The 26,571-nt window shown below is 67.4% G+C and carries 26 protein-coding genes and 5 pseudogenes; 14 read left to right on the forward strand and 17 right to left on the reverse strand.

All coding sequences use genetic code 11. The features are described from left to right. Positions 1 to 92 precede the first annotated feature (92 nt). Both J2853_RS47845 and J2853_RS12945 read right to left on the reverse strand, forming a co-directional pair. Positions 93 to 263 (reverse strand): annotated as a pseudogene (locus J2853_RS47845) (transposase); the annotation flags it as partial. A 111-nt stretch (positions 264 to 374) separates the two neighbouring features. Then, positions 375 to 1,970 (reverse strand): MFS transporter, encoded by a 1,596-nt coding sequence (locus J2853_RS12945; RefSeq protein ID WP_307557668.1) that lies wholly within the window; start codon positions 1,968 to 1,970, stop codon positions 375 to 377. Between the two features lie 111 nt (positions 1,971 to 2,081). Here J2853_RS12945 and J2853_RS12950 point away from each other — a divergent pair, with 111 nt between their 5' ends. Beyond that, positions 2,082 to 2,819, forward strand: a complete 738-nt coding sequence (locus tag J2853_RS12950; RefSeq protein ID WP_307557670.1) for a TetR/AcrR family transcriptional regulator — start codon at positions 2,082 to 2,084, stop codon at positions 2,817 to 2,819. A gap of 7 nt (positions 2,820 to 2,826) precedes the next feature. Here J2853_RS12950 and J2853_RS12955 read toward each other — a convergent pair whose 3' ends face one another. Then, on the reverse strand, positions 2,827 to 3,177 hold the full coding sequence (locus tag J2853_RS12955; RefSeq protein WP_307557672.1) for a transposase: 351 nt from the start codon (positions 3,175 to 3,177) through the stop codon (positions 2,827 to 2,829). Positions 3,178 to 3,251: 74 nt separating this feature from the next. Between J2853_RS12955 and J2853_RS12960 the strand changes: the two genes are divergently transcribed. Further along, positions 3,252 to 4,462 (forward strand): IS3 family transposase gene (locus J2853_RS12960; RefSeq protein WP_307568558.1). Its coding sequence is split into 2 segments (ribosomal slippage): positions 3,252 to 3,561 and positions 3,561 to 4,462, totalling 1,212 coding nucleotides; the frame shifts between segments, so codons are not numbered across the junction. Here J2853_RS12960 and J2853_RS12965 read toward each other — a convergent pair. Together J2853_RS12965 and J2853_RS12970 are read right to left on the reverse strand one after the other, a co-directional pair. After that, a complete protein-coding gene (locus tag J2853_RS12965; RefSeq protein ID WP_307557673.1) occupies positions 4,419 to 5,240 on the reverse strand; it encodes an IS630 family transposase in 822 nt (273 codons plus the stop codon). The genes J2853_RS12960 and J2853_RS12965 overlap by 44 nt on opposite strands. Positions 5,241 to 5,451: 211 nt before the next feature. Then, positions 5,452 to 6,687, reverse strand: a complete 1,236-nt coding sequence (locus J2853_RS12970; RefSeq protein WP_307554052.1) for an IS701 family transposase — start codon at positions 6,685 to 6,687, stop codon at positions 5,452 to 5,454. Positions 6,688 to 7,085: 398 nt separating this feature from the next. Between J2853_RS12970 and J2853_RS12975 the strand changes: the two genes are divergently transcribed. Further along, positions 7,086 to 7,673 (forward strand): RNA polymerase sigma factor, encoded by a 588-nt coding sequence (locus J2853_RS12975; RefSeq protein ID WP_307557676.1) that lies wholly within the window; start codon positions 7,086 to 7,088, stop codon positions 7,671 to 7,673. After that, positions 7,666 to 8,355: a hypothetical protein gene (locus J2853_RS12980; protein WP_307557677.1), complete on the forward strand. Its 690-nt coding sequence runs from the start codon at positions 7,666 to 7,668 to the stop codon at positions 8,353 to 8,355. Before J2853_RS12975 ends, J2853_RS12980 begins: the two co-directional genes overlap by 8 nt. Positions 8,356 to 8,885: 530 nt before the next feature. Here J2853_RS12980 and J2853_RS12985 read toward each other — a convergent pair. The 3 genes from J2853_RS12985 to J2853_RS12995 form a co-directional block, all read right to left on the reverse strand. Next, entirely contained in the window at positions 8,886 to 9,374 is a 489-nt protein-coding gene (locus J2853_RS12985; RefSeq protein ID WP_307557679.1) for a hypothetical protein, read from the reverse strand. A 495-nt stretch (positions 9,375 to 9,869) separates the two neighbouring features. Further along, positions 9,870 to 10,361, reverse strand: coding sequence for a tetratricopeptide repeat protein (locus tag J2853_RS12990; RefSeq protein ID WP_307557681.1), 492 nt, complete (start codon positions 10,359 to 10,361; stop codon positions 9,870 to 9,872). Between the two features lie 279 nt (positions 10,362 to 10,640). After that, the gene (locus tag J2853_RS12995) at positions 10,641 to 12,221 is read right to left on the reverse strand and encodes an MFS transporter (protein ID WP_307557682.1); all 1,581 of its coding nucleotides are present in this window, start codon (positions 12,219 to 12,221) and stop codon (positions 10,641 to 10,643) included. Positions 12,222 to 12,312: 91 nt separating this feature from the next. Here J2853_RS12995 and J2853_RS13000 point away from each other — a divergent pair, with 91 nt between their 5' ends. Beyond that, positions 12,313 to 12,660, forward strand: a complete 348-nt coding sequence (locus J2853_RS13000; RefSeq protein WP_307557684.1) for a winged helix-turn-helix transcriptional regulator — start codon at positions 12,313 to 12,315, stop codon at positions 12,658 to 12,660. Between the two features lie 234 nt (positions 12,661 to 12,894). Further along, positions 12,895 to 13,137: a transposase gene (locus J2853_RS47850; protein ID WP_370879244.1), complete on the forward strand. Its 243-nt coding sequence runs from the start codon at positions 12,895 to 12,897 to the stop codon at positions 13,135 to 13,137. Between the two features lie 205 nt (positions 13,138 to 13,342). Here the strand turns inward: J2853_RS47850 and J2853_RS13010 are convergent, their stop codons facing one another. The 5 genes and pseudogenes from J2853_RS13010 to J2853_RS13030 form a co-directional block, all read right to left on the reverse strand. After that, on the reverse strand, positions 13,343 to 13,735 hold the full coding sequence (locus J2853_RS13010; RefSeq protein WP_307569048.1) for a response regulator transcription factor: 393 nt from the start codon (positions 13,733 to 13,735) through the stop codon (positions 13,343 to 13,345). 301 nt (positions 13,736 to 14,036) lie between these two features. Beyond that, positions 14,037 to 14,725, reverse strand: a pseudogene (locus J2853_RS13015) (helix-turn-helix transcriptional regulator); the annotation flags it as partial. A 148-nt stretch (positions 14,726 to 14,873) separates the two neighbouring features. Beyond that, positions 14,874 to 16,286, reverse strand: coding sequence for an MFS transporter (locus J2853_RS13020; RefSeq protein WP_307557685.1), 1,413 nt, complete (start codon positions 16,284 to 16,286; stop codon positions 14,874 to 14,876). Positions 16,287 to 17,132: 846 nt separating this feature from the next. Beyond that, complete coding sequence (locus tag J2853_RS13025) at positions 17,133 to 17,480, reverse strand: DUF4485 domain-containing protein (protein ID WP_307557687.1); 348 nt, start codon at positions 17,478 to 17,480, stop codon at positions 17,133 to 17,135. A gap of 469 nt (positions 17,481 to 17,949) precedes the next feature. After that, a complete protein-coding gene (locus J2853_RS13030) occupies positions 17,950 to 18,339 on the reverse strand; it encodes a RidA family protein (protein WP_307557689.1) in 390 nt (129 codons plus the stop codon). A 69-nt stretch (positions 18,340 to 18,408) separates the two neighbouring features. On the opposite strand from J2853_RS13030, the gene J2853_RS13035 reads away from it, so the two are divergent. From J2853_RS13035 to J2853_RS13045, 3 genes and pseudogenes are all read left to right on the forward strand, one after another. Beyond that, positions 18,409 to 19,011, forward strand: a complete 603-nt coding sequence (locus J2853_RS13035) for a CGNR zinc finger domain-containing protein (protein ID WP_307557690.1) — start codon at positions 18,409 to 18,411, stop codon at positions 19,009 to 19,011. Positions 19,012 to 19,053: 42 nt separating this feature from the next. Continuing rightward, positions 19,054 to 19,197 (forward strand): annotated as a pseudogene (locus tag J2853_RS13040) (IS21 family transposase); the annotation flags it as partial. 166 nt (positions 19,198 to 19,363) lie between these two features. Beyond that, positions 19,364 to 19,579, forward strand: a complete 216-nt coding sequence (locus J2853_RS13045) for a hypothetical protein (protein WP_307557692.1) — start codon at positions 19,364 to 19,366, stop codon at positions 19,577 to 19,579. On the opposite strand, the pseudogene J2853_RS13050 reads toward J2853_RS13045, so the two are convergent. Together J2853_RS13050 and J2853_RS13055 are read right to left on the reverse strand one after the other, a co-directional pair. Continuing rightward, positions 19,576 to 20,210, reverse strand: a pseudogene (locus J2853_RS13050) (IS5 family transposase); the annotation flags it as partial. The gene J2853_RS13045 and the pseudogene J2853_RS13050 overlap by 4 nt on opposite strands. Before the next feature lie 878 nt (positions 20,211 to 21,088). Beyond that, positions 21,089 to 21,601 (reverse strand): GNAT family N-acetyltransferase, encoded by a 513-nt coding sequence (locus tag J2853_RS13055; protein WP_307557694.1) that lies wholly within the window; start codon positions 21,599 to 21,601, stop codon positions 21,089 to 21,091. A 51-nt stretch (positions 21,602 to 21,652) separates the two neighbouring features. On the opposite strand from J2853_RS13055, the gene J2853_RS13060 reads away from it, so the two are divergent. From J2853_RS13060 to J2853_RS13070, 3 genes are all read left to right on the forward strand, one after another. Continuing rightward, a complete protein-coding gene (locus J2853_RS13060; RefSeq protein ID WP_307557695.1) occupies positions 21,653 to 22,291 on the forward strand; it encodes a helix-turn-helix domain-containing protein in 639 nt (212 codons plus the stop codon). Between the two features lie 93 nt (positions 22,292 to 22,384). Next, complete coding sequence (locus J2853_RS13065) at positions 22,385 to 22,693, forward strand: hypothetical protein (RefSeq protein ID WP_307557698.1); 309 nt, start codon at positions 22,385 to 22,387, stop codon at positions 22,691 to 22,693. A gap of 40 nt (positions 22,694 to 22,733) precedes the next feature. Then, entirely contained in the window at positions 22,734 to 23,138 is a 405-nt protein-coding gene (locus J2853_RS13070; protein ID WP_307557700.1) for a hypothetical protein, read from the forward strand. Between the two features lie 77 nt (positions 23,139 to 23,215). On the opposite strand, the pseudogene J2853_RS13075 reads toward J2853_RS13070, so the two are convergent. Further along, positions 23,216 to 23,482: pseudogene (locus tag J2853_RS13075) on the reverse strand (IS256 family transposase); the annotation flags it as partial. A 75-nt stretch (positions 23,483 to 23,557) separates the two neighbouring features. Beyond that, a complete protein-coding gene (locus J2853_RS13080; RefSeq protein ID WP_307557702.1) occupies positions 23,558 to 24,505 on the reverse strand; it encodes a LysR family transcriptional regulator in 948 nt (315 codons plus the stop codon). A gap of 88 nt (positions 24,506 to 24,593) precedes the next feature. Between J2853_RS13080 and J2853_RS13085 the strand changes: the two genes are divergently transcribed. Next, a complete protein-coding gene (locus tag J2853_RS13085) occupies positions 24,594 to 25,517 on the forward strand; it encodes a zinc-binding dehydrogenase (protein WP_307557704.1) in 924 nt (307 codons plus the stop codon). After that, the gene (locus J2853_RS13090) at positions 25,514 to 26,494 is read left to right on the forward strand and encodes an alpha/beta fold hydrolase (protein WP_307557707.1); all 981 of its coding nucleotides are present in this window, start codon (positions 25,514 to 25,516) and stop codon (positions 26,492 to 26,494) included. Before J2853_RS13085 ends, J2853_RS13090 begins: the two co-directional genes overlap by 4 nt. Positions 26,495 to 26,571 lie beyond the last annotated feature (77 nt).

Genomic DNA, 26,571 nt, shown 5'->3' on the forward strand with positions numbered 1-26,571 from the left:
TTCCAGGTATCGGAGCCTCCAACTAACTCGGGGTGGCCCACTTCGCGTTCACCACTGGTCAGCCCGTCCCGATCGCCGGTATCGACCTCGGCTTGGCGGATCCAGTCGCGGACCGCGGTCTCGGTCAGATCGAAGTCCTTGGCAACCTGGCCGATCGAACGGTCGCCTCGCTGGCACAACTCGACGATCTCGGTCTTGAACTCGCGGGTGAACGAACGGCGAGGGCGCGGTTTCTTCTTCCCCATGCTCTCCATCATGGACATCCTTCCGGGGATGAACCCCTGATCTCGGATGTCCGTCAAACCAGATCAAGCCCAGTCTCGCCGTGGCCCAGCGATGCAGACACACCCGCGCTACTGCTTTCGGTCGCTGGATCACCCTCGGTCGCCTGCGGGCGCGGGGTCTGTTCCAGCCGCAGGTTTTCTGCCCTTGTCGGGGGTGGGAAGGTTGCGTTTGCTGATGAGGATCAGCACGGCCGCCATGGTGACGGCGGCCAGTCCTGCAGAGCAGTAGAGCACGGCTGATGCCCCGGAGGCGATGGCGGTCGCCAGGGCATGCCCGACGGCTGTCCTGGTCTCCAGGGGCGTGAGTTCCATGATGCGTTGGATGTCGCCGTTCGCCGCGGCGGCGAGGACGGCATCGCGTGGCCCATCCGGAAGGGCCGAGTCGGTGGCGAGGGCACCGGCTATTCGAGTCTGGTAGACGAGGCCGAGGACGGCGGTGCCGATGCCGGCGCCGATCGACGCGAGGCTGGTGATCGTTCCGGCGACCATGCCGGCCCGGTCCTTGTCCGTGACGTTCATCGCGACGGCCATGACCGGTGCACCTGCGATGCCGCCGCCGATGCCCCAGATGAGGAGGGGGAGGGTCAGTAGCCACGGCTGGATCGTGGGGGTGAAGGCCAACGCCAGCAGAGCGGCGCCCACCGCTTTGCAGGCGTATCCGGTCGCGATGACGTAGCCGGAGGGGAACCGGCTCAGCAGTTTCCCGCCCAGCATGCCCGCCGCCATCTGAGCGAGGAATACGGGCATCAGCAGCAGACCGCTCTGCGTGGGGCTCAGGTGCAACGAACCTTGGAAGTACTGGACGAAGTAGACGGTCCCGCCGATGGTGAGGACGCGGGACATGAAGACCGCGAGGGCGGCACCGGTGAAGGCGGGCTTGCGGAACAGCTTGACGTCCAGGATCGACGCGTCGGCCCGGGATTCGAGGCGGAGAAAGACGATGAACAGGATCACCGCGACGGTGAACTGGGCCAGCGTCGTCGCCGAGCCCCAGCCCTGTTGCTCGCCCCGAAGCAGTGCGAAAGTGGCCAAGGCGAGTGCGGTGATCAGCAGTACGGCGCCGGCCCAGTCGGTTCGGCCCCGCTCATGCCCGGCCGGGGCGTCGGCGGGAAGCGTCCGCAGCCCGATCAACAGGGCTGCCACACCGATCGGTACGTTGATCAGGAAGATCGCGCGCCAGCTCAGCGCGTCGACGAGCACGCCACCCAGCAGCGGGGCGGCCAGGCTCGCCGCGGTCGCTGCGGTTCCCCAGGTCGAGATCGCCATGTTGCGCCGCTCTCCCTCGAACTGATGCGACAGCAGGGGCAGCGCGTTGACCATCAGGATGGCCCCGCCGATGCCCTGCAAGGCACGGGCGAGGTCGAGCAGCACGGTGTTCGGGGCTACGCCGCAGGCGATCGATGCGATCGTGAACACGACGATGCCGAGCAGGTATATGCGGCGCCGGCCCATCCGGTCGGACAAGCTCCCGGCGACCTGGGTCACCGCTCCCATCGTGATCATGTAGCCGACGATCACCCACTGAACGCCGGCGAGGGTTCCGCCGAGTTCGGCTTGGATCTCGGGCAGGCCGATGGTCACGATCGTCATGTCGATCACGACCAGCGCTGTCCCGGCGATGACCAGGCCGAGGATCGCCCGTGCACGGCCGGCCTGCGCGGGGTTGATGGTTTCCGGGGGGTTCACGCGAGGACCTCGCGCGTTTCCGTGTTGGTAAGGGTCACCTTAGTGAGAGTGGCGTAGCACTCCACTAAAGTCAACGGTGCGTGAAGTTTAAGGTTTGGCTAAGATCGGACGGTGCCCCGCCAATCCGACGACGCCAGCATCGACGGCCCACGCCGCCGTCGGCGTTCGCCCACCCGCAAGGGCCGCCCGACGCTGACGAAGGACCTGATCAGTCAGGCGATGCTCGACCTGGCCGGTGCGCGCGGATTCCGGGAGGTGACCATGCGCCTGCTCGCCGACCACCTCGGCGTGACGGTCCGGGCGTTGTACAACTACGTCGATGACCGTCAAGAGATCGTCGACCGTGCGTCACAGCTGTTCGCGGCAGAATGGCCGGTGCCTCGCCTGGATCCGCAAGCGTGGGAACACAGCATCGCCGAGTACGGGACCGCGCTTCGTGCGGCCTACCGGCGCTACCCCCGCGCCTTGCTGGTCTCGTTGGATGAGCAGATCCGGGACCCCGCCATCCATCCAGACCGGCTCACTCACACCGACGCGCTCCTTGGAATGTTGCGGACGATCGGGCTGAGCGTCACCGAGGCCCAGATCGTGCACCGTGACCTCACCATACGAGTGTTCGGATTCGTACTCCTCGTGGACTACCGCCAGGACCTGGGCTACCCGGTCATGGACAACACTCCCGTACCGCCGCATTGGTTGGCGGCGCATCCCCACCTGACCGTCCCACACCTGCGAGAAGCGGTCGCCGCCGCTCCACTGATGAGCGTCGACGAAGCGTTCGACCACACCATGTACGGGCTGATCATCACTGTACGAGATCTCCTGGCCGCCGCACAGAACGCCCGCTAGTGGCCCGTCACGCAACCTTGGCCGGGTAACTGGTCCAGCTTCTGATGGGTGAGCTGGCGGCGAAGTTCGTCTTGGGCCGGGCTTGGGCGTTGCGCCAGCGCACATAGGCGCCGATCGCCGCGTTCTGCTCGGCATGGCTGCGGTGATCAGTGCCATTGAGGGCGTAGTAGCGCAAGGCGGCGAATTCTGACTCGATCCAGTTCAACCACGAGCCATAGGTCGGCAGGAACACCAGCTCGACATCGTTGGCAGCCGCCCAGGCGCGGACCTCGCGGTGCTTGTGCGGCGAGTAGTTATCCATGATCACATGCAGTTTTTCGCCAGGCCAGCGCGCCCGGAGCGTCTTGAGGAAGGACAAGAACGGGCCTTCACCCCGAGGTGTGGACATCTTGAGTGCCAGATCATAGAGATCTGGAGACCAAGGAGTTCCTCGTGGCCATGAAGGCCTACTCAGTTGAGTTCAAGACAGACGCCGTCGCGTTGTATCTGTCGGACCCGTCGCGGACGTACGCGTCGGTGGCCAAGGACCTGGGCGTCAACCGTGAGACGTTGCGCCTGTGGGTGCACCAGGCGCGGTCTGCCGGCACTGCTCCGAAGACGGGCTCGGTGAAGAGGCCGCCGACGGGATTGGTAACCTCCGGCAACGTGCTGGAAGAGGAGAACAAGCAGTTGCGGGCCCGGATCCGGGAACTGGAGCTGGAGCGCGAGATTTTGCGGCGGGCGGCCAAGTATTTCGCCGGGGAGACGAACTGGTGAGTCGCTTCCAGTTCGTTGCCGATCACCGTGACGCCTTCGGGGTGAAGCGACTGTGCCGAGTGCTGGAGGTCTCCCGGTCGGGGTTCTATCGGTGGGTGGCCGCCACACCGGCGAGGGCGGTGCGGACGGCGGCCGACGCTGCGCTCGCGGCGGAGATCAGGCAGATCCACGCCGACTTCGATGGCACCTACGGCAGCCCGCGGGTGACTGCCGAGCTGCGCGATGCGGGCCGGCGGGTCAATCACAAGCGGGTGGCGCGGATCATGCGGGTCTTCGGCATCGTCGGGCTGCATCTGCGTAAGAGGGTCCGCACCACGGTGCCCGAGCCCTCCCATCAGAAGATGCCCGACCTGATCAAGCGGGACTTCACCGCGGCCGCGCCGAACCAGCGGTACGTGGGCGACATCACCTATCTGCCCGTCGGTGAGGGACAGTTCTTGTATCTCGCGACGGTGCTGGACCTGCATTCACGTCGCCTGGCTGGTTGGTCGATCGCCGATCACATGCGCACCGAGCTGGTGACCGACGCGCTGCGGGCAGCCGCCGCCACGCGGGGTGGTGACCTGGCCGGGGCGGTCTTTCACTCCGATCACGGGGCGCAATACACCTCCGCCGACTTCGCCGCCGTGTGCAAGGAGTTCGGTGTTCGCCAGTCGATGGGCGCCGTCGGGACAAGCGCGGACAACGCTGCCGCCGAGGCGTTCAACGCCACTCTCAAACGCGAGACGCTGCAGGGCGCCAAACGCTGGTCCTCGGCCCGCCAGGCTCGCCTGGAGGTCTTCAAGTGGATCACTCGCTACAACACCCGAAGGAGGCACTCCAGCCTGAACTACCTCAGCCCGATCACCTACGAGCAGCGGTCCGATAGGGTCCTGCTCGCCGCATGACAGCTGGTGTCCACATTTTGGGGCCAAGGCCCAACTCCCGCCAGCGTTTGCGTTTGCGGATGCGGTAAAACAGCTTGCCGGTGGCCAGATCCAGGGCCGCGATCATCTGCATGACGCCGTCGTAGCGATGGTAGGTGGCCCGCAGCCGGGCCGGTGAACCCTGAGGTCGCCACCGTTTGCCCTTACGCGGCAGCAGATTCAGCGGCCCGAGCTCATCGACGCAGATCACCCGCCCATCAGCGGGCGGGCTGTCATACAGCTTCAGCACGCGTCGCATCTTGGCGATGAAGTGCGGGTCGGTGGATGCCTTCCACGTCGTGGTGGTCTGCCAGCTCACCCCGCCCTTGCGCAGGATCCGCCGCAGATGCTCGCGGCTGATCGCCGCCACCACCCCTCGGGCGATGAGGTGCTCGGCCAGCGTGCGCAGGCTCCAGGTCGACATGCCGGCGATGCCCCACTCAGCGGGGACCGTCTTGGCGATCAGGCAGATGCGCTCACGCACCCGCTCACTGATCGCCGGGGGACGGCCCCCGCTCCATTTTGGGTCCAGCGCGTCAAACCCCCGCTCGTTGAAGGCGTGGATGACATCACGGACGTAGTCGTCACCGACCTGCATCAACGAGGTGATGTCCGGCACCGACTGGCCCTGGCCGGACATCATCACCACGATCGCCCGCCGCAACTTGATCGGATCCTTCGCGGTCCTCGTGATCCGCTGCAGTCTGCGGCCTTCCTCCATCGACAACGGCCGGACGAACACCTCTGGTCGGCGCGCCATGACCACCTCCCTATCTTGCGGAAGCAGCCAGCCTGACGGGTTCACCCCAGGAGATCAATTACCCGTCCAAGGTTCAGTGACGGGCCACTAGTAGGGCTTGGTTAGGTGGGGACGGGCTGGGCGTGTCTGGGTAACGCTCGGCGGCAGGTGGGGCAGATTCCGGCCCAGCACGCCAGGAGTAGTTGCAACTCGGCGATGATCCGGTAGGTGCTCAAACCGCAGCCGGCACTTTTGGGTCGAGCCGCTCCAGGGTGCAGAAGGCGTGTGCGACCGAGGCCAGGGTCACGTGATGGTGCCAGCCACTCCAGGTGCGGCCCTCGAAGTGGTCCAGACCCAGGCCGGTCTTCAACTCCCGGTAGTCGTGTTCGATGCGCCAGCGGATTTTGGCCAGGCGCACCAGGCGCCGTAGCGGGATGTCTGCCGGGAGGGTGGACAGCCAGTATTTGGTCGGCTCGCTCTCACCAGGTGGCCATTCGGCCAGCAGCCAGCACACCGGCAGATCCTCGCCCATGTGCGCGCGGCGGATCCGTAGCCCCGCCGGCCGTACCCGCAGCGCGACAAACCGTGAGCGCAACGGCCCCTTGGACCCGGCCCGCCAGGTCACCGCGTGCAGCGCGCGCCGTCCGGCGGCGGTCACGATCTGCTGGGCTGAGCGCGGCTTGTCTCGATAACGCGGCACCGGCCGCCGCCCAGTCCCCGCATACGGCGCGACCGTCCGGCCGGCATCGATGCCCAGCAGCGCGGTATCGGAGCGCACCCCCACCACGTAGCCGATGCCACGCTCGGTCAAGCCCAGACGAAAGGCCCCGTCTTGGCCATAGCCCTCATCGGCGACCACCAGCGGCGCCTCCAGCCCCCAGCAACACAGCTCATCGATCATGTCCAAAGCCAGCTGCCACTTGGGCACATGAGTGATGTCCGCGGGGATCCGGGCCCGTTGCCTGCGCGCCGCCACCGCGGCCGAATCCTCCGTGCGCGGTGAGGCCGCATCCCACCCCTCGGGCACGAACAGCCGCCAGTTCACCGGACAGGACGCGACGTCGGTGACCAGGTGCACACTCGGGGCGACCTGGCAGTTAGCGGTCTTGCCCAGCGCCCCGCAGTACTGCGGGGCCACTCCCGGCGACTCCTCACCATCCTTGACAAAGGACACATCATCGACCACCCAGGCGGCCGGGTTGATCGCCGTGTCCATCCGCCAGGCCAGCTCGGCCAGCACCAGTTGATGTGACCAGGGGGCGTCGGTGAGAAACTGCTGCAGCCCCTGGCGGTCCACGCCCAGCCGGGCCGCCATCGGCTCCATCGATTTACGGGCCCCGTCGGTCAGCAGGCCGCGCACATATCGTTCGCCCCATCGCCGCTGATCAGCACGGGCGAAACAGGAGAACACCTCGGCGGCGAACGTCTCCAGTCGCGCCCGCACGGCCTCGAGTTCTTGAGGGGTCATCTTCCCTCACCCCCAACGCAGGTGACATACCGTCTCCTACCCGAGGTAACCAAGTCCTACTAGCTGGTCGAATAGCCCCGACAACGCGTAGGCAACCCCTGCCACGCCGCTGTCGCCCAGGTGAAGAAGGTGTTCACCCAGACCGCCGCCGACTGTTGCATTCACGCCATGCAGTCCTGCAACTCCACGCTGTAAATGACAAGGCACTGACAGTCACCATCGAGCGCAAGATCCTTCTCGCCGCAGCCGACACCGTCGCCCACCGGGTAGGGCCGCGAACCCCCTGACGAGCGGCAGTAAAGGGCGCCATGCCGACCCGTGAACACTTGAGGGTGGTCGTGGCAAGACATAGCCGACGACATCACAGAAAGGGCTCTCATGATCGGACAAGGTCCTCCATGGTGACTGACACGCTGGGCGCGGTGAATGACGCCGGGACCATCGCGGGCTCCCTCGACGACCCGGAGGCGTTCGCAGCCCTGTTCGACCGCTACAGCACGATGCTCTACCGGTACGTCTCCTTCCGGCTCGGCCCCGAGGTTGCCGAGGATCTCGTCGGAGAGACGTTCCTGATCGCGTTTCGGAGGCGTGGGTCCTACGACCTCTCCTACCGCGATGCCCGGCCGTGGCTGTTCGGAATCGCGACCAAGCTCATCACCCGGTATCGCAGGACCGAGGTCAGCCGTTACCGCGCCCTGGAACGGCAGGACCCCGTTCGGAGCGTCGACGGGCCAGAGGAAGCGATCACGCACGACCTCACCGCTGAGGGATCACGGCCGGCTCTGCTCCACGCGCTCTCGCTGCTTTCGCGAGGCGATCGGGACGTGCTGCTTCTCGTCGCCTGGAGCGACATGACTTACGAGGAGGCGGCCCGAGCACTCGACATCCCGGTCGGCACGGTCAAATCACGGCTCAACCGAGCCCGTCGCAAGGTGCGCGAGGCCCTGGGCGGCGTCAACCCATTGAAGGAGGACATCGATGGATGAGCTGAAGACCCTCATCAAGGAGCTGGAACACCAGCCGCCGGAGTCCCTGGCCCGCCAGCGACTCCGGCTCCTCGAAGAAGCCACCACCCGAAAGCCGCGATGGGCGCGGTTCCCTCTCACCGGTCGAGCAGCGCGGGGGCTTGCTCGAACGCCGGGACTACCAGGACTGAGCGGCCGCCGACTCGCGCTGGGCGGCGCCGTGGCGGTGACGGCCGTCGTGGCGAGCCTGGTCGCGCCGACACTGATCGGATCCGAAGCGCCCGCCTACGCGGTGATCAAGAACCCTGACGGCACGATCACCATCGAGTTCAGGGACCGGTTCTATACCAAGGACTTCGACAAGAGACTGCAGGAGGATCTGCGCGCCTCCGGCGTACCGACGGTGGTGGACCTCTTACCGGCCGGAAAGATGTGCAAAGAGCCACGCGCCCGGTACCGGCCGCAGGAGGAGACCAAGAACCTGACTAAATGGAATTCAAGATCGGACGCGCTTTCTTTCACTCTCCACGGGGACCAGATCAAGTCCGGCCAGACTTTGGTGATGACCTTCGCGGGCTCCTTCGATACGGAGGGCGGGTGGGACTTCAAGGTTGCAGACGGTCCCGTAGCCGCTTGCCTGCCGGTAGACGACCCGAGGGTCGTCCAATCCTCCATCCCTGAGTCCTCTGTCCCCGGAGAATAGGTGCCTGTCCCTTGGACGCGCCGCCCGCCGAGCCGAGTGACCGCCTTGCCCTCCGGTGACCCGTACGGCCCCCGGGTGATGAGCTTGAATATCGCCCAGGGGCCCGTGGACGCCTGCCGGCCAGTGGACGGAGCAGACGTGTTCTCCTCCGACCCCGAATAGGGGTCCGGGCCTCTGGACACGCCGCCCGCCGGTCTGTCGCGCTGGGAAACGATCACGGTGGATCTGGGAAGCGATCACCCGAACCCCTCTTCCGCCGCAGGCCACGCCTGCTCGTGAACACCCCACAAGGAGCTGTTCTTGAGTTAGCTCAGGAACAGCTGACGAGATCCCGTCCGATCGCTTGATCGGGCGGGATCTCATCGTTTCCGAGGTCCTGGGGCCGCTAAGCGGGCTGATTTCGGCTCGTGCGGTGGCCGTGACGGAGGGCGCTGGTGGTGGTGGACCGCTGTGAGCGCGTGTGGGACCGGCCGGCGGGCGTGCGAAACCCAACGGTCGTCGTGGTGTTGTGCGGTTGGTGGCGGGACGGATCACTCGCGAGGCGGCGGTCTGCTGTCGGCCTCGGGCGGGGCAGGGTCGTGCTCGTCAGGCGTTGTCGTGTCCTGAGGTGCGGGCTCCTCGGTGCGGTCGTGGGCTTGCCGCCAGCTGAGCAGGATGTGCTGGTTGGCCAGACAGACCATGAGCGCGGTCAGCAGCGTTTGGGCCACGCGGCCGTGCGCGAGCCGTTTCATGGGGTCGCCGATATCGATGTGGTGGCCCTTGATTCTGCCGTTGACGCCTTCGGTGTTGGCTCGGATGCTCTTGTAGGCGTCCTGCCAGTTGGGGGTGGGGTAGTGCCGGTCTTGATGGAGCTTGTCTTTGATGCCGAGGTCGCCGGGGCGCAGCGTGATGGTCGACTTCTGGCAGATGCGTGGCAGTTCAGCCAGGGGAAGGGGTCGTTTCCTTTCGTTGTCGGGCAGTAGGATCGTGGGTTTGGCGGCCATGTGGGCGGCGCGCCGGCGGGCGTTGGCCAGATCCACCACTGCGGGAGAAGCAGGAGGGGTGGGGCGCGGACGATCTTGTCATCTGGTCAAGGCCGTAGCAGGCCGATACCGCCAACTTCGGGGCAGGCGCTGCGCCTGCTGCCGGTCGCCGGCACACAACGCATGGACGTGGCCGGCTGAACCGCCTCAGGCCGTCCGCGCCGCGTGCGGACGAGCGGTCAGCCGAGCTTTTGGTGGACGGATGTCCGGCATGGTCATGGGATTCAGCGGGCCAGGTGGTCAGCGTGCCCAGCAGGACCAAGGCCTGGGTGGAGCGGGATGCCAGCTCGGCCGGGTGCGTGATGAGCCGCAGGCCGGGCGGAGGGTTAGGGCGTCGGATCTTGGTCGGCTACTATCTTGTCGGGAGCCCCTCTCATCCGCCACTGTGCTCCACGAACCCCGTACGACCAGGGCATCAAGATGAAAAAGCCGTCAAGGCCCGCACCTGTCCAATCCTTTTCCCAGCCACGTGATCACGACTCCAAACGGGCCTTAGACGATCTCGTCGAGATTGTCGGCGTAGTAAGAGATCGCCCGGCCGTACTCTGGCACAACCTGCCCCTCTACTACTAGCTTCAGTAGCTTGGACACAGCCTCGCGAGCGTCGCCCACGTTGTAGAGCGCCATCGACTGGAACGTCCGCAGGCCCTTGTCACCCGGATACTCTTCCAGCCCCTGCTTGAACGTTTTCAGCGCTTCCTGGTATCTGCCCAGGACGCGGTAGGTGCTGCCCAGACCGAGAAACACGCCGAGCCTGTCCTCGGCGGAGAGCCCATCAGTGGACAGCGCCCGCTCGTAAAACCGCGCCGCCTCGGCCTCCAGGCCCAGCGTGTCGTGGACCCATGCCGTCTGGTAGGCGATCTCCGCATCGTCCGGGTAGCGCTCTGCCAGGGCCAGGAGTTTTTCGCGTGCTTCATCGCGCTTGCTCTCTTCGCGCAGCCTCACTGCTTGAGCCAATGCCGTATCACGCTCGGTATCTACCATCTCGTCACTCCGTTTCCACGCAAAAGTTCTTGCCGCGAGGCCCGGGCATCTAGCCGATGCCATGTCGCAGGGCTCCAGCCTGCCAGACTCAGGTTCGGGCTGGAGCCGTCGGTCCGCGCCGCGATCTTCTGCACCAAGGTCCGCAACAAGGTGCTGTGGGAGTCGGTGTCGTGGGTAGGGCGTTCGCCTTCCACAACTCCAGCGACGTACAGCGAGGACGGCGAGGTGCCGAGGTCGAGTAGGCCGGTCACGGTGTATGTGCGTGAGCTAAGCTCCACCTCATTGCCGTCGATCTCGAACACACGGGCCGGATGGTTCATGGTGGCCTCGGTGATCCGGATCGCTCCTACGGAGCCGAATGTCCTCGCTATGGCCGGGTGCGTCCCGCAACAACACCATGGCCATGACGGCGGTCAGCCAGAGCAACGCCGCAGCGCCGCACAACGCCGTGCTCAGGCCTGAGTGGAACGCCTCCCGTGCCGCCTGGAGCAGGTTGGCCGCCCGCCCCGGAGCGAGCGTTGTTGCGATCGCGACCGCCGAGCCGAGCGAGTCACCCGCCTCGGAAGGTGGGCCGGGCAGCGCGACGCGGTAGACGACCGACACGACCGTGCCCAGCAGCGCGATGCCCAGCCCCGCCCCCAGCTCGAACGATGTCTCCTGGATGGCAGCCGCCTGTCCCGCGTGCTCCTCACTGGCCGCAGACATCACCAGATCCGCGCCGAGCGTCATCACCACCCCGGCCGCCGCCCCCGCGACGATCAGCACAATGGGGACGGCGGGCCCGCCCAGGACCAGCGGGAGAACGGCCAATGCGGCGCCGAGGGCGGCCAGCGCCGCCGCCACGATCGATCGGCGTCCCAAACGCGCAGCCGGCCATGGTGCCGCGCCCGCGCCCACCGCGTTGGCAGCGGCCAGCGGCATGAGCGCCAGCCCGGCCTGGAGTGGAGTGAGCCCGTCAACGAGTTGGAACCACTGGGTGAGGAAGAACAGCAGCGACGTGTAGCACCCGAAGCAGACGAGTACACACACCGTCGCGGCGGTGAACCGGCGGTTGGCGAAGAGGGACAGGTCCAGCAGCGGATCGGAGGCACGCCGCTGCCGCAGCACGAAGATCACCGCAAATGCTACGCCGGCCGACCCGGCGACTGCCGACACCGTCAACGGCTGTTCGGCCACGTGCTTCACTCCATAAACCATGAGACCGAGAGCGGCAATGGACAGCGCGGCGTCCGCCGGGTTCCAGCGGCGCGGCGCGGGAGCCTTGGATTCGGGGATCAGCCGAGCGCCGATGGCCAGCACGAGACCCACGACGGGCAGGTTGACCAGGAAGACCGCGCCCCACCCCCAGCGCTCCACTAGCACACCGCCGAGGACCGGGCCGAGCATGGTGCCCGCACTGTGCGCCGCCGTCCACGCCCCGAGGGCGATCGTTCGCTCGCGGGCGTCGGGGAAGACCATCCTGATGATCGCGACCGTGGCCGCCATGATCATCGCCGCCCCTACGCCGAGCAGCACCCTTGCGCCGATGAGCTGGGCGGTCGTGGCCGAGACCGCCGCGACGGCGGAGGCCATGCCGAACACGGCGAACCCGGCCAGCACCATGCGCTTGCGGCCGATCCGATCGCCCAAGGTGCCGCAGGTCACCAGCAGTGCGGCCACCGTGAGCGAGTAGATGTCGACGATCCACAACACCGCGCTCGCGCCGGGCCTCAACTCCCTGGTCAGGGTGGGCAGGGCGACGTGCAGCACGGTCAGATCGATGCCGATCAGGAACAGGCTCGCGCACATCACCGCGAGGACCGCCCACTTGCGAGGCCGCTGAGCAGTGGAAGGCCGATGAGACCTCTCGTTCTGATGCATGGGCCCCAGCTTGGAAACATTACTACGTATCATGCAAGTACTGTCTTATTTGTGACGTAGTGTCAATCTGTATACCAATAGAGGTACCGAGGTGCGCACCGATCTGTATAACAAGCCGGACAACTGCATGGTAGAGGTCGCCATGGAGATTCTCGGTGGACGCTGGAAGCTGGCGATCGTGTACAAACTGCTGCAGGGCACGCATCGGTTCGGTGAACTCAAGCGTGAAATGCACGGCATCACCCCACGTATGCTCACCCGGCAACTTCGGGAACTGGAGGAGGACGGGATCCTTTCGCGGATGGTCTATCGCGAGGTGCCACCCCGAGTCGAATACTCCCTCACGTGCACGGGCCGGAGCCTGGAGAAGATCGTCAATCTGCTCGACAGATGGGGCAGGTCCTACCTTGAAGACCATCCCGACGCGGGTCCGTCCTGATCCTGGGCTGCAAACCTCCTGGACGGCTGACCGCATCGCCCTGCGGCGCCAGTCGTGCCGCTAGAGGGTGTCTGAAAGCGTTAGGTTGGCCCCGGGTGAGGCGATGAAGCAGGGTGAATGACATGGCCAGGTAGATGCAAGTCGTGCGGCAGCAGCCGCCAGGCGCACCCGGCCCGCAACCGATACGCCAGCGCATTGACGATGGGCCCTCCCTCCGGAGTGTGGACATCTTGAATGCCAGATCATGGAGATCTGGAGACCAAGGAGTTCCTCTTGGCCATGGAGGCCTACTCAGCTGAGTTCAAGGCGGACGCCGTCGCGTTGTACCTGTCGGACCCGGCGCGGACGTATGCGTCGGTGGCCAATGACCTGGGCGTCAATCGTGAGACGCTGCGCCTGTGGGTGCGCCAGGCGCAATCTGCCGGCACGGCCGTCAAGAAGATGGGCCCGGTGAAGAAGCCGCCGGCGGATCGGTAACGTCCGATGACGTGGTGGAAGAGGAGAACAAGCAGCTGCGGGCCCGGATCCGGGAACTGGAGCGCGACTGGGGTTTTACCGGTGGCTGGGCGCCGCGGCGGCACGGGCCGCTCGGGCTGCCGCCGATGCGGCGCTCGCGGCGGAGATTGAGATGTACCCCGATCAGCCGAGGTCCGCGTCGTGCACCAGGATCGCCGCCTGCACCCTATTGGCCCGGCTTGGCGGGAAGCCGGCTGACGTGCGCCCTCACCGTTGCCTCTGTCAGCTTGAGTTTCCGCCCGATCTCCGCGTTCGGCAGGCCACGGGCCAGTGTCCTGACCACGTCTTCCTCCCTGGCGGTCGGTGACGCGAGCTGGTTGCGCGCGGGCTCCGTGCGGGAGGGAGTCTTGCCGACGAACGAGGTGATCAGCCGCTTGATGACGATGGGGACAGCATGGCCTGGCCCTCCGCGACGGTCGTACGGCGGCGGCCAGTTCCCGGGGGTGTCCTTGAGCAGGAAGCCGACGGCGTGCACACGCGCGACCTCGGGATCGACCGAAGCGGTCCGGCTCATCGCGTATCCCCAGTCGACCTTGACGCTGAGCACGTTCGCGGTCACCTGATGAAGCGTGACCAGGGCCGGAGCGCAGGGGGTTACCGTGTCTGCAGGAGGGGCCGTTGAGTATCTGCCGATGACTGTGGACAGGAATGATCAATGCCTTCCGACCGCGGATGAGGAAGCGCGCTTCTGGAGGGTGCTCGAGGCAGCGTGGACGCTACCGTGCCCGGCATGGGATTCTCCACCTCTTGCCGAACGACCGAATGATCAGAACGACGTTCTGCCGGCCCTAAGCCCGCCGTGACGGACGACAAATAACTCAAAACTTCCTATCCGCTTCCGAGTGCCTTCGGCTGGAGGCCGCCGCGTCGCGCGCCGCGCGCGGGCGAAAGCGCCTGGTCCGTGCGGACACCTCGGTCATCCGGTCGACGCGGAAGCCGCGCCAGTCGTCGCGATCGAGGTCGTAGGCGAGGAGGTCCCAGCGCCGGTCGTAGGCGACCAGGCGGTAGGGCTCGACCCACCTCGGTCGAACCTCGCTCCCGGACGGGTAGGCGAAGCCGGCCTCCACCTCGTCGCGGCAGGCTCTGGCCAGCGTCATGAGCACCTTGGGAGGTCGACCAGCCTACGGCCGCCTCCACCGAAGGACTCCACCGAGCCGGAGAGCGCGCGCACCTCGTGCCGCAGCCGGGCGGGCAGCACCCGGTCGAGCTTGGTCAGCGCCCGCAGGGCGGCGTCACCGGCGCCGGCGACCGCGCCACCCGCGCCGGCGAGCAGCGAGACCGCAGTGGCGATCGCCTCCTCGTCGTCCAGCAGCAGCGGCGGCAGATCCTGCCCCGAGCCGAGCCGGTAGCCGCCGCCGACCCCCCGGCTGGCATGCACCAGGTAGCCGAGCGTGCGCAGCCGCTCGACGTCACGCCGTACCGTGCGCGGCGTGACCCCGAGCCGGTCGGCGAGCTCGGGCCCGGTCCAGACCTGGCGCTGCTGCAGCAGCCCGAGCAGGGTGAGCACCCGCTCCGTCGTCCCCCGCTCCTCATCGTTTGCCACATCCATGTCGCCCACCCTGCCAGAGATAGCGGACCGATCTTGTCCGCCAGGGATTACAGAGTTCACCGCCGAAGCTCCCAGCAACTGGCCACCTCGCCTACTGGGAAGATCACTGCGACGCCGGCCTCACTTCCCTTGACGACGATCGCGCGCATCAGGCACGTACCTTCGGGGTCTTCGGAAGAGCGAGCACCGCCACCGCCCCGGCGGTCACGACGCCGGCGCAGACCCCGAACGCCAGGGCGTACCCGGAGGTCGGTGCGCCGGTGTGGGCCGCGGCCAGGGTGGTCAGCGCGGCCAGGCCGAGCGAGCCGCCGATCTGACGGGAGGAGTTGAGGATGCCGGAGACCAGCCCCGCCTCGCCGGGGGCGACCCCGGCCATGGCGGCCATGGCGATCGGCGCGGAGGTGAGGCCCATCCCGCCGGTGACGAGCACGCCGGGCAGCACGATGCCGGTGAGCAGGCCGCTGTCCGGTGTGATCATGGCCTGCCAGGCGAAACCCGCCGCCGAGATCAGCGCACCTGCGGCCAGCAGCGGACGCAGGCCGAGCCGGCCGATCAGCCGCGGTGTGGCCTTGGAGGCGACGATGATGGCGAGGGTGTGCGGCAGGAACGCCAGGCCCGCCTGGAGTGCGCTGTAGTGCAGTACCCGCTGCATGTAGAGGGACAGGAAATACCAGACCGCGAAGCCCGCGGCTCCCAGCAGGAACTGCACGAGGAGTGCGCCGGACACCGAACGGGCCCGGAAGACCCGCAGCGGCATCAGCGGCGCCCGCGCGAATCTGGCCTGCACCAGGACGAACGCGGCCAGTGCCAGCACGCCCACGCCCATCGGGATCAGCGTGCGCGCCGCCCCCCAGCCGTACGCGGGGGTCTGCAGCATCCCGAACTCCAGCGCCGACAACCCCAGCGTCACCGTGATCGCACCGGTCAGGTCGAGCCCGCGGGTGCCGAGGTCGCGGCTCTCGGCAAGCAGTCGCAGCGCGGCGATGATCGCGACCACCCCGATCGGGACGTTGATCAGCAGGATCCAGCGCCACGACAGGTAGTCGGTGAGCAGCCCGCCGGCGAGCGACCCCACCGCCCCACCGGCCGCCCCGACCGCGCCCCAGGTGGCGATGGCCCTGGCCCGCGCCGGCCCGGCGGGGATCGAGGCGATGAGGATCGTCAGCGTGGCCGGGGCGACCACGGCCGCGCCGAGCCCCTGGATCGCCCGCGCGGCGATCAGCAGCTCCGGCGTGGTGGCGAGCCCGCCGGCCAGGCTGGCGATCGCGAACACGGCCAGGCCCGCGACGAAGGTACGCCTGCGTCCGTAGAGGTCGGCCGCCCGGCCGCCCAGCAGCAGGAATCCGGCGAAGGTGAGGATGTAGCCGTTGACCACCCATTGCAGCCCTTCGACGCTCAGGCGGAGGTCGGATTCCATGGCGGGCAGCGCGACGTTCACGATCGACACGTCGAGGACCATCATGAACTGCGCTAGACAGACCAGGCCGACGATCGACCAGGCAGGGGTGGGCGGCTTGGTGGGACCCCGCCCCGAAGGCGGTGCATCAGCTACGTTTGTCATGATCCAATGATTTTGTTAATGGTCCAGCGGGACCATGGCTTCATGATGGTGCGGTAGTCGTTCGTCGTTGCGGACGCAGCAGCGGCATCGATCGGTATCGGGTGATTCAGGCCGCTGTGCGTTCGACGACCCAGCGCCGGAGCAGTACTGACAGCGGCGTCGGATCGCTTCGCGACCCGCACCATGAGCCGCAGCCGGGTGCGGGCCCAGCGCATGAGCCTGCCGGCGTAACCGCCGTTGGCCCGGACCAAGCGGATGAGTGCGGGGCCGGGGGCGGTTACGCCGGCGGCTCGACCGCCGGGCAGACGGCATCTACTACCGCCAGGCCCAGAACGGGTGATGACGGATGACCTTCACGTGGTGTCGCTGCCGGGTCGCACCCGGTAGCAAACTCGGGCCAACCCGGCGACCGGTTGATGGTCTCGCACCCGGAAGTAGCCCCGTCCCCGAAGTTATCTGGGGTTCTCGGCCTCTTCGTGCAGGTCAGAACGAGATAATCATTTCAGGCAGGTAAGGCACGTTGACCATCCTCGAAGGCGTGTTGCATCGGTGGCGTGCCCAGGTGCCTCGGCCACCACGCGGTGGCGGCCGAGGTCACCCGCGATGAACGGCAGCGCAAGCTGATGGGCCTGCTCGTCGCCGCTGAATATTCCTTGGCCTGTCTGCCCTGCTCGGCGTCGGCGCCGATGGCCCCGTCGAGTCCGGGCGTGTCGATCATTCCCGGGCTGATGGCGTTGACCTGGATGCCCCGACTCTTGAGCTCGAACGCGTCGTCCTTCTCGCCCGGGCGGCGTAGGTCATCACCGTCATCACCCGGTCAGCGAGCATCCCGGGCGGGAGGCGCGGTCAGCGGCACAGGTTGATCAGCCGCGTCGCAATCTTGAGGCCCGCTTGTTTGGTGGGGCCGTTCAACATGCCCCCCGTCACATTGATGATCCTATTGCGCAGGACCGACCATGAACCGGTGGTCGGCTCGTTGAGTTTCTTCAGCCAGGCCCTCGCGTCGGCGGATGCCTTGCTGCAGGAGTCGGCGACCACCTGGGCCGTCGTCGCCTGCGACGTCTCGGATGCGTGGGCGGCCATGACCGGCAGGGCGATGGCCGCTGCGACCAGCAGGGGGGCAGTCATGATGCTGATACGGCGAAAATTCAAGATCTTCCCTTTACGAATACCATGATCACCTAGCAAGATCATCTGACAGAGTAGCCGGGGGTGCCGTCGTTTACCTGGGGGCAGACCAAATGTGGGAGAAAAAGGCAGCGGTTCGCGCCCAGGACGGCGAAGCACGACTTATCTGGGGTTCCTGACTCCTCCCGGGCCAGCGAAAAATGATCTCGTCGGGCAAGTAAGGCTGTTCAGGTGTTTCGACCGAAACACCTGAACGCGGGCAGGAAACTTTTCGGTCGAAACGTTTCCTGGACACCCGCTCGGGGACGGGGTGCGGCCGTGACGATCGCTGGCCGGTACAGGCTGGGGCGATCGCCGCCGCAGGCATCCTTCGTCGGCCCCCGGCGTCGAGCCCGATGGGCGTCTGAGGCAGCGTGACCGCTGAAACGCTGAAACACGACACGTACGGCCGGGCCTGAGCGAGATCCTTGAGAAAGGATTTCGGCAGGTGGCGGACATGCCTGACGCCTTCTCGGCACCCCAGATAACCAGGGCGTCACACGACGGCGACGGCGTCGATCTCGACGAGGTACCCGGGGCCCAGGCCGGACACGACGTGGACCGTGATGGCCGGAGGCGGGTCGGCCCGGTTCCACACCTGCTGGAAGGCGGCCACCCCCTCGTCGAACGTGTGGCCGTCCGCCACGGCGATGCGCCAGTGCACGATGTTCGCCAGGCTCGCCCCTTCGCTCTCCAAGATGGTGGCGAGGTTGCGGAAGGTCTGCAGGGCCTGCTCTCCGACCGTGGGACCGACGACCTTGCCGTCGGCGTCAACGCCGTTCTGCCCGCCGATGTAGATCGTCTTCGTCGGCTGTTCGACCACGACGGCCTGGCTGAAAGCCGGGCTGCGGTGGAGCCCTTCGGGGTTGATGTGCCGTACGCCCATGCGCTGTCTCCTTCGATGATGAAACCAGTTAAAGGGGTTTCGGTGTGCGGCACCAGTTATAGTGGTTTCATGCGAACGCACGCAACCGGACGAGTGCTGCACGATCCCAAGGGCGGGTCGTTCCGGTTCGACGCCGGCGCCCTCTGCCTGGACTTCGCCCACACCGGCGGCGAGGGCCAATACGCGATATTCGAAACCCTCCACAAGCCTGCCGATCTCGGCGAATGGCTGGCCCAGCCGCCGCTGGCCGCGGTCATGACGGTCCCCGTGACAGCCCGCGAGCTGACCGCGGCCAAGGCCCTCCGACAGGCGATCTGGGACGCGGCGCACGCCCGGGCGGCGCATCGCGCCCTTCCTGCCGCGGCGGTCGCCGTCATCAACCGGATCGCGGCCGCGGCGCCGCTGGTCCCCGAGCTCGCCGCCGACGCCACGACCGCGGGGTGGGCGCCGCCGGTGCGGGCGGCGCAAGTGCTGTCGACGCTGGCGCGGGAGATGATCGACCTGCTGTCCGGGCCGCTCTCCGAGCGCATCCGCGAGTGCGCGAGCGACAACTGCCCGCTGGTGTTCGTCGACACCTCCCGCCCCGGCGCCCGGCGCTGGTGCGCGATGGAGCGGTGCGGCAACCGCCACAAGCTCCGGGCCCTCCGCGCCCGACAGGCCACGGTCCCGTGACGCGGCCTCAAGCACGGCCCATCCTGGGTTATTCCAGCCCTGACCATGCCCGCGACGGTGATCGCCGAGCGGATCGGCTGGGAGTCCCCGATCACCGTCTTCAAAGATCGGATCTGCGTTCTGCGGCCGCAGCTCAAGCCGGTCAATCCGGCGTCACGGAGCACCTATCAAGCCGATGAGCTGGCCCACACGCCGAAGTCATCAGTTTGAAGGGGGACAGCTACCGCCTCAAAAACCGTGACCTCGGCCGCATGCCGGCGGCCAATCCCAGCAACAGGAGCCCCAAGCCGACCAAACAGTCTCGATCCCCGGGAAACGATCAACCCAGATCCGGGAAGCGATCTTCAGAGCCTTGCTCGTGTACCAGGTCAGGCATACTCGTGAACACCCCGACCACGACGTCCCCGAGGCAATCTTGCGCGACGGATGGAACCGGGTCCTGGCCCCCACCGACCCCCTGGCCGAGCAGGGCGTGCACATCGCCAAGGAATGGGACGGCGGCGAGTACTTCCCGTTCTCCACCTCTACCGAGGTCACGCCTCAGGCCGGCACCGAGGCGGGGGCCTAGAGAGGGTCTGACAATTCGGCGTGGCGGAGCCAGAGCATCAGGCAACCGACGGTGGCGCCCGCGAGGTAGCGGCTGGCGAGTTTGTCGAAGCGGGTGGCGATGGCCCGTCACTGCTTGAGCTTGCCGAAGCAACGTTCCACCAGGTTGCGCTGCTTGTAGCTCTGACGGTCGAAAGCGGGTGGACGGCCTCCCTGGCCGCCTTTGCGCTTGCGGTTGGCGAGCTGGTCTTTTCGCTCGGGGATGACCGCCTTGATGCCGCGCCGGCGCAGATAGGCGCGGATCTTCTTGGAGGAGTAGCCCTTGTCACCGAGGAGACCATCGGGACGGGTACGAGGGCGCCCCGCGCCACGGCGGGGCAGCCGTAGCGCGGCCATCACCGCCTCGAACGCGGTGCAGTCGGCCACGTTCCCGCCGGTCAGGTGCAGGGTCATCGGCAGCCCTCGGCCCTCGGTGATCAGGTGGAGCTTGGTGGTGAATCCTCCCCGGGAACGGCCGAGGGCCTGCCGCCTTTGCGACTCCTTCGTATTGATCGTCCCGCCGTCATGCCCCTTTTTCGGGCGCCGGCCGCATGCTGATGAGCCCGGGAGATGGTGGAGTCGATGCTGACGGTCCACTCCACGGACGGCCCCGCCCGTCCGTAACCGGTAGCAACGGCTCGATCCTCCGCCAGGCCTTATCGGTCAGCTCACCGCGTCTCACCATGAACGATCATCTAACCGCACCAGCCATGATCATTTATCAGACAGACTCTAGGACCTACCCCCTCGAAGACCCTCCAGGAATCGCTGCACTACCTCCCGAGCGGATCCCTCCGCGGCCCCCGCGCGATGGCCAATCTCGCCGTGAGACACCAGGAACCTAGTGTGACCTTTCACGCCCTCCAGGGCAGAAGGAAGAACCCGGAACATGGCCTTGAACCTTGACACCCGCACAGCCCCTCGCAACCACGCCGAGCTCAAGAAGCTGGTGCAGGCAGTGCGTGGAGCGAGCAAAGCCGATGAGACGTTCTGGCTGGAATTGCGGGGCGCGGCCTCGGCGGCGGCCCGCTGGGTCCGCTCGTGGGCCAGCGCCTCCCGCGTGGTCTCGGCGGCAGAACGGGCGGCGGCCAGCTCGACGGCGTGGGTCTGGCGGAGCTTTGCCAGCTCGACGTGCACGGCGTTGGCCTGCTTCCGGAGGGCGGTGAGTTCGGCGCGGACCTGCTCGTGCGTTCCTGCTCTGCGGCGAGGTGGTCGGCCGCCTCCTCGCGCACCTGGGTCAGCTCGGCGCGGTGGGTCTTCTCCAACTCCTGGTTGCTCTTGGCCAGGGCCTCGGCGCGCTCGAACTCCTTAACACAGCGATTTTCCGGGGAACAACATGTTGTTCGCGGTTCATGCGCCCCCCAAGAAATGCTCGTAATAACGGATCTTGTTGTCCAGTGCGTGGCCATTGGCCTGCAAGTGTGCGATGCGTTCGTCTAGCCGGAGGCGGTGGCCGCGGAGCAGGGCGTCGCGGTTGGCCGTCCGGACCCGGTCATCCCACCAAGGGGCGCTGCATGAGCAGCGTGTCGATCCAGCGGCCGTGCTTGTAGCCGACGCCGGTCAGTCGGCCCGCCTCGGTGAAGCCGAAGCGGCGGTGTAAGGCGGCCGAGGCGTCGTTGCCCGTGTCCGCGATGACGGCGATCATGTGGCGCATGCCGGCCTGGGCGGACTCGGCCATCAGGGTTTCGAGCAAGGCTTTGCCGAGCCCGCGCCCGAGGTGGCCGGGGGCGATGTAGATCGTGTTCTCGACGGTGTGCCGGTAAGCCGGCTTGGGACGCCAGGGACCGGCATACGCGTAACCGGCCACTTCGCCGGCCAGGTCGGCGACGAGGAACGGCAGGCCGCGTTCGGCGAGCTCTTCCAGCCAGCGTCGCCAGTCGTCGAAGGCGCGCGGCGTCTCGTCGAAGGTCGCGACGCTGTTGGCGACGTAGTGGGCGTTGATCCTGGCCACGGCCTGCAAATCCTCGGCTGCCGCAGCGCGGATGGTGGGGTGGGGGCTGGTCACGACAATCCTCAGTTTTTCCTCTATAGTGAAACTAACTGCTATTATAGAGCAATGGTGGATCTGGCAGCATTGGGGCTGCGCGTACAGAAGCTCAGGCACCTGCGGGACCTGACCCTTCAGCAGCTGGCGGGCGTAGCCGACGTCAGTGTGAGCATGCTGTCCTCAGTCGAGCGCGGCCAGAAGGCGCCGACCGTGGTCATACTCGGCCGCATCGCCGACGGCCTCGGCGTGACCCTCGCCGAACTGGTCACCGAGCCGGAGGATCGCCATGTCATCGTGCGCCGCGCCGCCGATCAGGACACCGTCGACGAGCCCGGCGGATGGCGCCGTTCGATACTCACCCCTGTAGTTCCCGGCGTGAACTTCGAATGGATTCGCACCACGCTGCCCCCGGGCTGCGACGCCGGCCGGTTTCCGGCCTACGCTCAGGGCTCGCACGAGTACGTCGTGGTCGAGTCCGGTACGCTCCGCTTGACCGTCGCGGACCAGACCGTTGAACTGAGCGAAGGAGACTCGGCCTACTTCGCCGCCGACGCCGAACACGGTTACGTCAACCCCGGCCCCGTCCCCTGCACGTACTATGTCGCCGCGCTCATCATGCGCCCGCGCTCCGCCCGGCTACACCTGCGCCATTCCCAGCCTCCCCGATTCACCGCTGCTGATGAGAGTTCGGGCGGGATGATCGGTTAGACAGCAAAGAGTGCCCCTGATATCGAAACCGGCGTCATTCACTTCGAGGTCGAGCCGCAGAAGGGTCTAAAAGATCCGGGGCAGCGCGGCGCTGTGCTCTCCGCCCTGCAGTTCCAGCCTCCGGTCAACCCCCGGATGCGCATCGAGATCAAGGTCAGCGACGACCTGAACCTTCGTCCCGCCACGCCCGTTGGTCAGAAGGCCAGTGCCGCAGCCGATGACCCCTACCTCCACGGTGGCGGAATTCTCGCGAGCGGCACCACCGGAACGATCTTTAACTGCACCAGCGCCTTCAACCGGGCTTGGGACCGTCTGGAACGTATAGACATGTCCCACCTGCTGACCAGAAAGCCGCAATCTGAATGGCCCAGCTTTGCCGCTGGGCCATTCCCATATTGGTGATCTGGACTCGAATATGGTTTCCATGTCTTGGAAAAAGGGCGTGGCCCTGCTGCTCTGCTCGGCGGTCGCCGCCTGCTCGGCCACTTCCGGGGGGACCCAGGCAATCGGCAGTGATCCGGTCATCCTGGTGCACACCGGCGGAGACACTGGCGCGGTGGGGATCGAGAGTCGGCTCGCCTACCATGCGGCGAGCAAATGTGTGATTCTGCAGGCGGGCGACGGCATCAACATTCCCATCTGGCCGCCTGGCACCGAACCGATTGTCGTCGATGGTCGTCGCGGCGTGGACGTCAAGGGTGTCGGGAGATTTCTTGATGGAGACCGTGTTCAGCTTGGCGGAAACGCGGGCGATGAAGAGATGGTCTCGTCGAACGCTGATGTCCGTCGCTGCACGGGGCTTCCAAGCCGGCAGAAGCTCATCGTTGTCGGACAGGTTAGGCGCTGAGTTGGCGGCTATCTCGCCACTCCTGCCCCACATTCGCTAGTGGATAGCTAAGAAGTCTGGGCACGCTGGAGCAATCGTCAAGATCTGTGGATCGAGAGTTTCCAGTCGGCTGCGGATGGGACCTGGCCGTCGGGCCATTCGACCAGGAGTCCGTTGACGAACGTCGCTCCGGCGCGGACCAGAGCGACGAGATGGGGTGCGTTGACCGCGCGCCAGCGGGCCTGGGCTGACTCGATGAGTTTGAAGGCCATGGCCAGCCCGGCCGCGCGGGAGCCGGGTCCCTTGGTGACTTTGGTGCGGTGTCGCACCGTGGCGAACGTCGACTCGATCACTGTCGTATGACGCCGCCCACCACCGGAGCGGCCGCGTCGCCGCCAACTTTCATGCGGCGCGTTCGACCCGTTGGCCGACCAGGCTCCTCACGATGGAGTCGATGTGCCGGCGTCCGTGCTGTGGCGCTCGGGTAACCAATCGCGGGTGGGATCGTATTCCAGCCACCGATTGCGCTCGGCCTCCGTCACGAAGGCGCTTGTCAAGGTGTCCAGCAGTGGGTGGCCGCCGTTGCCGCGCCAGAGCAGTGACCAGGCGTACAGCGGTGTGGGGTCGATCAGCGGGACCGAGCGGATCGCCGGATGCGGCGGGAGGGGTATGTCTGCGGGCAGCAAGCTGAAGCGGTGCGTGTCGGCTGCCAGATCGTCCAGGAAGTGGTCCAGTCCCAGGTTCGTGCCTTCGGCGTGCTCGTGGATGCCGAAGGCCATGGCGAAGCGATGCAGGAAGTCCAGCCGGTGGAGCGCGCCAGGCGTCCACAGCACGCCGTCGCGCAACTGCGCCGGACGGATCGCGGGCGCGTTCGCCAGCGGATGATCAGTGTGGAGGATCGCGTCCACGGGTTCCAGCCGTACCAGGCGATGGGTCAGTTCGGCGGACAGCGGCGCGTGGACGCGGCCGAAGGCGGCGTCGATGTCGCCGTGCAGCAGCGCGGTGATCACCGACGGCAGGTCGCGGCCGTGCCCGAGTTCCAGCCGCGGCTCGCCGGTCGCCACCTGGGCCAGGGTGCGCATGGGCGCGTACAGGTGGCCCCACACGTCGATCCGCAGCGGGCGGTGCGTGTCCAGCACGGCCGCCACGGCCAGGTCGGCGGCAGCCAGCGCCTGCCGGGCGGGCTCCAGGAAACGCCGGCCGGCCTCGGTGAGGCGCACCCCCTGGCCGCCGCGGTCGAGCAGGCGCCTGCCGAGCGTGGACTCCAGGCGGGCGATCCGCTTCGAGAGAGCCTGCTGGGAGATCGACAGCTCCTCGGCCGCGTGGCCGAAGTGCAGCTCTCCTGCCGCCTGTACGAACGCGCGCACCTGCGCCAGGTCCAAGTCCACGGCTGTCACCATAGGCGACAACCCATGGTTGTCAGCTCCTCGCGTCCGTTGTTGGCTCAGGCGGTCCGCTCGCCGGTTTCATGGCGGCATGCGTAGATTGATCCCTACGGGAGATGCCTCGCGGCCGGTGGAGTTCGCCCAGGCCGCTCAGCCCGTGCCCACCCCGGACGAGGTACTGATCAAGGTTGAGGCGTTCTCCCCGAATCGCGGGGAGACGTTCCTGCTGGAAACGCCGGAGCCCGGTCTGCAGCCGGGCAAGGACGTCGCAGGACTGGTCGTGCAGGCCGCCGCCGACGGCTCGGGCCCACCGGCCGGCAGCCGGGTGGTGGGCCATCCACCCATGGGTGGATGGGCCGAGTACGCGGCCGTGCCCACCCACTCGATCGCCGTCCTGCCCGACGGGCTCACCACCGTGCAGGCGGCCGCCCTGCCACTGGCCGGGATCACCGCGCTGCGGCTGCTCCGCACGGCCGGCGCCGTGACGGGCAGGCGACTGCTGCTGACCGGTGCCTCCGGCGGAGTGGGGCACTACCTGACCGAGCTCGCCGCCGCAACCGGGGCGGAGGTGACCGCGGTGACCGCCACGGCAGAGCGCGGCGCGCGCCTGCGCGAGCTGGGCGCCGCCGCGATCGTGCACGACGTTTACGAGACGGACGGGCCGTTCGACGTGGTGCTGGAGTCCACCGGCGGCAACGCGCTCCCGGCCGCGCTGGCCCGGCTGGCGCCGGCTGGCCTGCTGGTGTGGTTCGGGCAGGCCAGCCGTACCCCTGCAACGGTGAACTTCTTCGACCTGCTGGCCGGGCCGCAGAACGCCGTGATCCGGCACTTCCACTACGCGGGCACGCCGTACGGTCCTGACCTGGCCACCCTGGTACGTCTGGCGGCCGGCGGGCGGCTGCACCCCGAGATCGGCCGCACCGCCGACTGGAGCCGGACCGCCGACGCCCTAGTCGACCTGCGGGAACGCCGGATCCGCGGCAAGGCCGTACTGACGATCGGAGCATCGCGATGAGCGCCACGGACTTCGCCGCCGCCAACCTGTCACGCGCCACCGGAGCCGGGCTGGACCCGCACGAGTACCTGCGCGTCACCGGCGAACTGACGGACCTGGACCAGTGGGGCGAGGCCTTCATGCGCGCCGCACGCGAGCACTTGGCGCGCGCCGGGCAGGCGGCCACGGCGATCTCAACGGGCGAGCACCTCCGGGCGGCGGCGCGCTGGTTCCACTTCGCCACCCTGGGACCGAACCGCCAGAGCGCGCTCGCGGCGGCCGAGGCCGACACCGCCATGGGACGGGCGCTGGAGTTGCTGGAGCCGCAGGCGCGCCGGATCGAAGGGCCGGGCTTCACCGGCTGGTTGCACGGCCCAGCCGATGCCGCCGCGACGGTGGTGGTGGTTCCGGGGCTGGACTCCGGCAAGGAGGAGTTCCACGACGTCGTCACCGCCCTGCTGCACCGGGGCCCGGCCGTGTTCGCCATGGACGGGCCGGGACAGGGCGCGCTCGCCGCCACCAGCACCGTCCGCGCCGACTACCACCACGTGATCGGCCAGGTCATCGACGCACTCGGCCCGCGGAACGTGGGACTCGTCGGGCTCAGCCTCGGCGGCTACTACGTCGCAGAAAGCGCCGCCCAGGAGAGCCGCGTCGCGGCCGCCGTCACCGTCAGTGGCCCCTTCCGGCTGCACTGGGACGTCCTGCCACCTCCCGTACGGGATCTCCTCATCCAGCGGGCCGGTGGCGAAGAAGCGGCCCGCCGCTTCGCCGGCCAGGTGGACCTGTCCGCCCTCGCCCCGCAGATCACCTGCCCGCTGCTGGTCATCGACGGTGGCCAGGACGTCATCCCCGGCGTGACCAACGGCGAGCCGCTGGCCCGCCTGGCACCGCACGGGCGCTACGTGTCCCTGCCACAAGGCGACCACCTGCTCGGCAACGCCCGCCCCGACTGGCTGGCCACGGCCGCTGACTGGATCTCTGGAGCACTCGCATGACACGCTTCACCGACAAGACCGCCCTGATCACCGGCGGCATGAAACGTCGTCCTCGCGGCCGCCGTCCTCCCCGCGCT

It is taken from the genome of Streptosporangium lutulentum (assembly GCF_030811455.1).
In the GTDB taxonomy this organism is placed as follows: domain Bacteria; phylum Actinomycetota; class Actinomycetes; order Streptosporangiales; family Streptosporangiaceae; genus Streptosporangium; species Streptosporangium lutulentum.

Excerpts from the sequence above, each read along its gene's own strand:
- J2853_RS12965 (WP_307557673.1), bottom strand. The coding sequence starts at position 5,240 with ATGGCGCGCCGACCAGAGGTGTTCGTCCGGCCGTTGTCGATGGAGGAA.
- J2853_RS12970 (WP_307554052.1), bottom strand. The coding sequence starts at position 6,687 with ATGACCCCTCAAGAACTCGAGGCCGTGCGGGCGCGACTGGAGACGTTC.
- J2853_RS12975 (WP_307557676.1), top strand. The coding sequence starts at position 7,086 with ATGGTGACTGACACGCTGGGCGCGGTGAATGACGCCGGGACCATCGCG.
- J2853_RS12980 (WP_307557677.1), top strand. The coding sequence starts at position 7,666 with ATGGATGAGCTGAAGACCCTCATCAAGGAGCTGGAACACCAGCCGCCG.
- J2853_RS12990 (WP_307557681.1), bottom strand. The coding sequence starts at position 10,361 with ATGGTAGATACCGAGCGTGATACGGCATTGGCTCAAGCAGTGAGGCTG.
- J2853_RS12995 (WP_307557682.1), bottom strand. The coding sequence starts at position 12,221 with ATGCATCAGAACGAGAGGTCTCATCGGCCTTCCACTGCTCAGCGGCCT.
- J2853_RS47850 (WP_370879244.1), top strand. The coding sequence starts at position 12,895 with ATGCCAGATCATGGAGATCTGGAGACCAAGGAGTTCCTCTTGGCCATG.
- J2853_RS13020 (WP_307557685.1), bottom strand. The coding sequence starts at position 16,286 with ATGACAAACGTAGCTGATGCACCGCCTTCGGGGCGGGGTCCCACCAAG.
- J2853_RS13025 (WP_307557687.1), bottom strand. The coding sequence starts at position 17,480 with ATGATCTTGCTAGGTGATCATGGTATTCGTAAAGGGAAGATCTTGAAT.
- J2853_RS13030 (WP_307557689.1), bottom strand. The coding sequence starts at position 18,339 with ATGGGCGTACGGCACATCAACCCCGAAGGGCTCCACCGCAGCCCGGCT.
- J2853_RS13035 (WP_307557690.1), top strand. The coding sequence starts at position 18,409 with ATGCGAACGCACGCAACCGGACGAGTGCTGCACGATCCCAAGGGCGGG.
- J2853_RS13060 (WP_307557695.1), top strand. The coding sequence starts at position 21,653 with ATGGTGGATCTGGCAGCATTGGGGCTGCGCGTACAGAAGCTCAGGCAC.
- J2853_RS13085 (WP_307557704.1), top strand. The coding sequence starts at position 24,594 with ATGCGTAGATTGATCCCTACGGGAGATGCCTCGCGGCCGGTGGAGTTC.
- J2853_RS13090 (WP_307557707.1), top strand. The coding sequence starts at position 25,514 with ATGAGCGCCACGGACTTCGCCGCCGCCAACCTGTCACGCGCCACCGGA.